This is a genomic window from Devosia sp. (assembly GCF_041917035.1).
Lineage (GTDB): Bacteria > Pseudomonadota > Alphaproteobacteria > Rhizobiales > Devosiaceae > Devosia_A.
Genome location: NZ_JAYRYM010000227.1, coordinates 1 through 6,107 on the forward strand (window position 1 = coordinate 1; position 6,107 = coordinate 6,107).

Consider the following 6,107-nt stretch of genomic DNA (forward strand, 5'->3'; position numbering starts at 1 on the left):
CAGATCGCGTAATCTCAAGCAAGGAAGCCGGACTCCCGCCACGGGGTCAAGGAACTGCCGCACGGGGTTCCATCCGGTTTCGCTAGGAAAGAGGCAGAGCATGGGTAAAGTCATCGGTATCGACCTGGGTACGACCAATAGCTGCGTCGCCGTCATGGACGGCTCGACCCCCAAGGTCATCGAAAACGCGGAAGGCGCCCGCACCACGCCGTCCATGGTGGGCTTCACCAAGGATGGCGAGCGCCTCGTCGGCCAGCCGGCCAAGCGCCAGGCGGTCACCAATCCGGAAGGCACGCTGTTCGCCGTCAAGCGCCTGATCGGTCGTCGCTACAACGATCCGATGGTCGAAAAGGACAAGGGCCTCGTTCCGTTCAAGATCGTCAATGCCGACAATGGCGATGCCTGGGTCAGCGTCGATTCCAAGAAGTACTCGCCGTCGGAAGTCTCGGCGATGATCCTCACCAAGATGAAGGAAACCGCGGAGTCCTACCTGGGCGAACCGGTGACGCAGGCGGTGATCACCGTCCCGGCCTACTTCAACGACAGCCAGCGCCAGGCCACCAAGGACGCCGGCAAGATTGCCGGGCTCGAGGTGCTGCGCATCATCAACGAGCCGACTGCCGCGGCGCTCGCCTACGGCCTCGACAAGAAGAACACCGGCACCATCGCTGTCTATGACCTGGGCGGCGGCACGTTCGACATCTCGGTGCTCGAGATCGGCGACGGCGTGTTCGAGGTGAAGTCGACCAATGGCGACACCTTCCTCGGCGGCGAGGATTTCGACATGCGGCTCGTCGACTACCTGGCCGACGAGTTCAAGAAGGACCAGGGCATCGACCTGCGCCGCGACAAGCTCGCGCTGCAGCGCCTAAAGGAAGCGGCGGAGAAGGCCAAGATCGAGCTCTCGAGCTCGACCCAGACCGAGATCAACCTGCCCTTCATCACGGCCGACGCCTCCGGCCCCAAGCACCTGACGCTCAAGCTCAGCCGCGCCAAGCTCGAGCAGCTGGTCGACGACCTGATCCAGAAGACGGTCGAGCCCTGCCGGCAGGCCCTCAAGGATGCGGGTGTCTCGGCCAGCCAGATCGATGAAGTGGTGCTGGTGGGCGGCATGACCCGCATGCCCAAGGTCGTCGAGACGGTGAAGAGCTTCTTCGGCAAGGAACCGCACAAGGGCGTCAACCCGGACGAAGTCGTCGCCATGGGCGCCGCCATCCAGGCCGGCGTGCTGCAGGGCGACGTCAAGGACGTGCTGCTGCTCGACGTGACGCCGCTGTCGCTCGGCATCGAGACGCTGGGCGGCGTGTTCACCCGGCTGATCGACCGCAACACGACGATCCCGACCAAGAAGAGCCAGACCTTCTCGACCGCCGAGGACAACCAGAACGCCGTGACGATCCGGGTGTTCCAGGGCGAACGCGAGATGGCCGCCAACAACAAGCTGCTCGGCAATTTCGACCTGGCCGGGATTCCGCCGGCGCCGCGCGGTGTGCCGCAGATCGAAGTGACGTTCGACATCGACGCCAACGGCATCGTGCAGGTCTCGGCCAAGGACAAGGGCACGGGCAAGGAGCAGCAGATCCGCATCCAGGCCTCCGGCGGCCTCACCGACGCCGACATCGAGCGCATGGTCAAGGAAGCCGAGGCCAATGCCGAGTCCGACAAGAAGAAGCGCGAGGCGGTGGAAGCCCGCAACCAGGGCGAATCGCTGATCCACTCCACCGAGAAGTCGCTCAAGGACTATGGCGACAAGGTCTCGGTGGACGAGAAGACCGCGATCGAGACGGCGATTGCCGACCTCAAGGGCGTGCTCGACGGCGAGGATGCCGAGGCGATCAAGGAGAAGTCGGCGGCGCTCGCCGAAGTCTCGATGAAGCTCGGCGAGGCGATGTACAAGCAGAGCCAGGCGGAGGCCGAGGCCAAGGCGGCGGGCGGCGACAAGCCGGCCGATGACGACGTGGTCGACGCCGAGTTCGAAGAGGTCAAGGACGACAAGCGTTCGGCCTGATCGACGGCAGCGCAGCAAATCCGCGGAGCCCGGCCGGTCGGCCGGGCTCTCGCTTTTCCGGCTGCCACCGCGTTCCACGTGAATCAATCGCGGCCAGATTGTGCAACCCCGCCGCAGGAATGCCGTGGACCGGCCCAACTGGCTTCACATCCGCCGCTAGAGTGGAGGCGGATTCGAAAGTCCGGTCGCCCCCAGCAGCGGCGGTCGGACGGCGCCGGGCCGGGTCGGCCCCGTTCCGCAGACGCATTCGAAAGGGGCACCGGCATGTCGTCGATGGATATCTGGCGGATCGCCCATGACGACCTGCCGGCGCGTGCGGTCGACCGGCTCGACGCCGACATGCGCCATGTACTGGGCGTGCGCGCCGCGATGGGCGGCCGGCCGATCGAAGCGTGTCGGACCACCGAGGAGGCGCGGGCGCAGCCGACCCTCGACATGGCCCTGCGGCGCATCCTGCGCGATACCGCGGGCGATCTCGGGGTCGGCATGGAGATGCGCCTGATCGCCGGCCCGAAGGGTGAGATGCGGGTGCGCATCTACCATCCCCCCGGCGTCGATGCGGCACGGCCGCTGATCGTCTACTTCCACGGCGGCCTGTTCGTGCTCGGCGACCTCGAGCACTTCGATGCGACGCCGCGCAGCCTCGCCTGCAGGACCGGGGCGGTTGTCGTTTCGGCACACTATCGACAGGCACCGGAGCATCGCTTTCCGGCAGCGCACGAGGACGCCCACGCGGCGTGGATCTGGGCACTGGAGAATGCCGCGGCGCTGGGCGCCGATGCGCGGCGCGCCGCCCTCGTGGGGGAGGACGCCGGTGGCAATCTCGCGGTCAACGTGGCCCTGCGGGCACGTGACGAGGGCCGCATCGGCCCGGTGCACCTGGGGCTGGTCGGTCCGATGGCGGCGATGCTGTTCGACCTGCCCTCGCATCTCGAGCCGGGCGAGCCCGGCGCGCTGAACACCGAGGCGCTGCGCTGGGCATCGAGGAAGCTGTTCCGCCGCAAGGACGACCTCAGGGATGCACGGGCGAACGTCGCGGGACGAATCGACCTGGGCGGGCTGGCGCCGACGACGGTGATCCTCGCCGCAGCCGATCCGCTGCGCTCGGAAGGCGAAGCGCTCGCCGACGCGCTGCGGCGCGCCGGGGTGTGGGTCGACATGACGCTCTACGAGGGTGTCACGCACGGCTTCTTCGGCCTCTACCAGATCGTCAACAAGGCGATGTTCGCGCAGGCGCAGCTGGCGCGGAACCTGTCGCTCGCCCTCGGGACGTGACTGCCCGCAACACTGGGCGGAAATCCACGGTCAGACCGCTCCATGCGCAGTTGAACGCCGCGGCACCTGTGGTAAGAGCGCTGGGTAATACCTATCTAGGCCGAATGCCGGGGCGGGGCATTCAGGTGACTGGGGACGAGGCCGATTGGCGAAACGCGATTACTATGAAGTGCTCGGGGTGCCCAAGGGTTCCGACGAGGCGGTGCTGAAGGGCGCCTATCGCAAGCTTGCGATGCAGTTCCACCCCGACCGCAACCCCGGCAATGCCGAGGCCGAGCACAAGTTCAAGGAAATCAACGAGGCGTACGATACGCTGAAGGACCCGCAGAAGCGGGCCGCGTACGATCGCTTCGGACATGCCGCCTTCGAGAATGGCGGCGGACGCGGGCCCGGCGGCTTCGGGCCCGAGTTCACCTCCTCGATGTCCGATATCTTCGAGGACATCTTCGGGGATTTCATGGGCGGGCGCGGGCGGGGCGGGCAGTCCCGGCTGCGCGGCTCGGACCTGAGGTACAATCTCGAGATCAGCCTCGAGGAGGCGTTTCTCGGCCGCACCGTCGATATCGACGTGCCGACCCTGGCGAGCTGCGAGACCTGCGACGGATCGGGCGCCAAGCCGGGCACCGGCATGTCGACCTGCCGCCACTGCAACGGCGCTGGCAAGGTGCGGGCGGCGCAGGGGTTCTTCACCATCGAACGGACCTGCCCGGTGTGCAACGGCCGCGGCCAGATCCTCGAGCAGCCCTGCACCGATTGTGGCGGCCAGGGCCGCCGGCAGCAGAGCCGGACGCTCTCGGTGGACATTCCCAAGGGCATCGAAGACGGCACCCGCATCCGGCTCGCCAACGAGGGCGAGGCCGGGTTGCGTGGCGGCCCGCCGGGCGATCTCTACATCTTCATCTCGATCAAGCCGCACGATCTGTTCGTGCGCGAAGGCGCGGACCTCTATGCCCGCGTGCCGATCGCCATGACCACGGCGGCGCTCGGCGGCGAGTTCGAGGTGCCGACCCTCGATACGACGCGGGCGCGCGTCAAGGTGGCCCCGGGCACCCAGCCGGGTCAGCGCGTGCGCCTCAAGGGCAAGGGCATGCCGGTACTGCGCTCGAAGGACTTCGGCGATCTCTACGTGCAGCTCGATGTCGAAACGCCGCAGTCACTGACCCGGCGGCAGCGCGAACTGCTCGAGGAATTCGAGCGCGAATCGACACGGGAGAACTCGCCCACCTCGGGCGGCTTCTTCGACAAGCTCAAGAAGATGTTCGAGGCCTGAGGCGGCTCAGGGCAGCCTGACGTCCGCGGACCGCAGCTCTGCCGACAGCGCCGCGAGAGCGGATCGGGCTGCCGGCTCGACATCGTCGAGCGCGGTCCCGAACGGCACCTCGAGGCCGAGGCGCTTGCCCGGATCGTCCGACCAGACATAGGAGACGAAGGACTTCCTGGCCGCGATGTCGTGGCTGAGATGGGTGATCGTCAACTGGCTCGGCATGGCCTGATCCTCCTTGCCGCGACAGTCTTGCAGCCCGCTGCAGCGACGACAAGGCCGGGTTACGCCCGTCCGGACTTGCGGTGCGCGGCGCCGCCGTTGCACTCTGTTCGCCATTGCCCCACCCAAGGACCTCCCATGACGACCGCCATCACGCTCTGCGGCTCCCTGCGCAGGGGCTCCGTCAACGAACTCCTGCGCCGGCATCTGTCGGGCCGGCTGCGCGAGGCCGGGGTGACGGTCACCGATCTCAGCCTCGCCGATTTCGAGATGCCGATCTTCAACGAGGATCTCGAACCGGATCATGTGCCGGGCAGCGCCGGGCAGCTGGCGGAGGCGTTCCGCAGCCACGACATCGTCTTCCTCGCCAGCCCGGAATATAATGGCGGGGTGCCGCCGCTGGTGGTCAACACCATCACCTGGCTCAGCCGGCAGAAGCCGAGCCCGTTCCGGCACGCCGTGTTCGGCATCGGCGGGGTCAGTTCGGGAAAGTATGGCACCATATGGTCGCTTTCGCACCTGAGGGACACGCTCGGCAAGCTCGGCGCGCTGGTGGCTCCGACGCTGCTCGGGGTGGGCCCCTCCGCCGGGGCCTTCGACGCGGACGGGCGCCCCGCGGAGCCGGCCGTCGCGGCCAAGGTCGACCAGATGGTGAAGGAGCTGACGCACTTTTCGCGCGGCGGCATCTGAGGCGTCGAACGATTCGGGAACTGCCGCCGGAAAGCCCCGGCCCGCCGGCCCTGCGCGGCCGCGAGCAACCTGTGGAGAACGGGGAAAACCCAAGAGGACGCTGGCGCCACAGCGACTCGACCTGAGTCGCTAGCGACCCTTCCGTCCCGGCAGCCAGGGGCCGAGGTCGAACAGGTCGACCGCGTCCTCGAGCGCGGCCTTCAGCGCGTCGAGGCGGGCGATCTCGCTCTCCACCTGGCGCAGCCGCACCGGGCCGGCGAGCGGCATCTCGGCGAGGAGCGCCATCCCGCTCTCCGTCAGCCCGACCAGCCGCGCGCGACGGTCCTTGGGATCGGTCCTGACCGTCACCAGGTCCTTGCGCCGCAACTCGTCGATCGCCTGCCCGAGGGTCGCAGCGTGGGTGACGAGCGTCTTCCTCAGCGCCGACAACGGCAGCTGCGGACGCTCGGCGCAGATCACCAGTACGGCGTGCTGCAGGGCGGTGACGCCATGACGAATGCGCAGTTCGGCGCTGAATGCCTCCAGCGCCCGCTCGAGCCGCACCCAGGCGACGAGCGCCGACAGGGCCTGCTGCTGCATCGACAACTCCGAATCGCGCCGTGTTCCTATGCTGCCATAGCATGTCGGCAGATGGCGGAAAGCGCTTGCCGG

Annotated in this window: 6 protein-coding genes; 4 read left to right on the plus strand and 2 right to left on the minus strand. The window is 67.7% G+C overall.

The genetic code is table 11. The features are described from left to right. Positions 1 to 100 precede the first annotated feature (100 nt). The 3 genes from dnaK to dnaJ all read left to right on the plus strand — a co-directional run bounded on the left by dnaK (position 101) and on the right by dnaJ (position 4,553). Complete coding sequence (dnaK, locus tag ACE3TU_RS17860; RefSeq protein WP_374626653.1) at positions 101 to 2,008, plus strand: molecular chaperone DnaK; 1,908 nt, start codon at positions 101 to 103, stop codon at positions 2,006 to 2,008. A gap of 264 nt (positions 2,009 to 2,272) precedes the next feature. Further along, positions 2,273 to 3,283, plus strand: coding sequence for an alpha/beta hydrolase (locus tag ACE3TU_RS17865; RefSeq protein WP_374626655.1), 1,011 nt, complete (start codon positions 2,273 to 2,275; stop codon positions 3,281 to 3,283). Positions 3,284 to 3,428: 145 nt separating this feature from the next. Then, positions 3,429 to 4,553 carry a molecular chaperone DnaJ gene (gene dnaJ / locus ACE3TU_RS17870; protein ID WP_374626657.1) on the plus strand — a complete coding sequence of 375 codons (1,125 nt, stop codon included), beginning with the start codon at positions 3,429 to 3,431 and terminating at the stop codon, positions 4,551 to 4,553. 6 nt (positions 4,554 to 4,559) lie between these two features. On the opposite strand, the gene ACE3TU_RS17875 is transcribed toward dnaJ, so the two are convergent. Further along, complete coding sequence (locus tag ACE3TU_RS17875) at positions 4,560 to 4,769, minus strand: hypothetical protein (RefSeq protein WP_374626659.1); 210 nt, start codon at positions 4,767 to 4,769, stop codon at positions 4,560 to 4,562. A gap of 135 nt (positions 4,770 to 4,904) precedes the next feature. Here ACE3TU_RS17875 and ACE3TU_RS17880 point away from each other — a divergent pair, with 135 nt between their 5' ends. Continuing rightward, entirely contained in the window at positions 4,905 to 5,456 is a 552-nt protein-coding gene (locus tag ACE3TU_RS17880; protein WP_374626661.1) for an NADPH-dependent FMN reductase, read from the plus strand. A 129-nt stretch (positions 5,457 to 5,585) separates the two neighbouring features. On the opposite strand, the gene ACE3TU_RS17885 is transcribed toward ACE3TU_RS17880, so the two are convergent. Beyond that, a partial coding sequence (locus ACE3TU_RS17885) for a MarR family winged helix-turn-helix transcriptional regulator (protein ID WP_374626663.1) occupies positions 5,586 to 6,107 on the minus strand: 522 nt, incomplete at its 5' end.

Coding starts and splice junctions, on each gene's coding strand:
- dnaK (WP_374626653.1), top strand. CDS start 101: ATGGGTAAAGTCATCGGTATCGACCTGGGTACGACCAATAGCTGCGTC.
- ACE3TU_RS17865 (WP_374626655.1), top strand. CDS start 2,273: ATGTCGTCGATGGATATCTGGCGGATCGCCCATGACGACCTGCCGGCG.
- ACE3TU_RS17875 (WP_374626659.1), bottom strand. CDS start 4,769: ATGCCGAGCCAGTTGACGATCACCCATCTCAGCCACGACATCGCGGCC.
- ACE3TU_RS17880 (WP_374626661.1), top strand. CDS start 4,905: ATGACGACCGCCATCACGCTCTGCGGCTCCCTGCGCAGGGGCTCCGTC.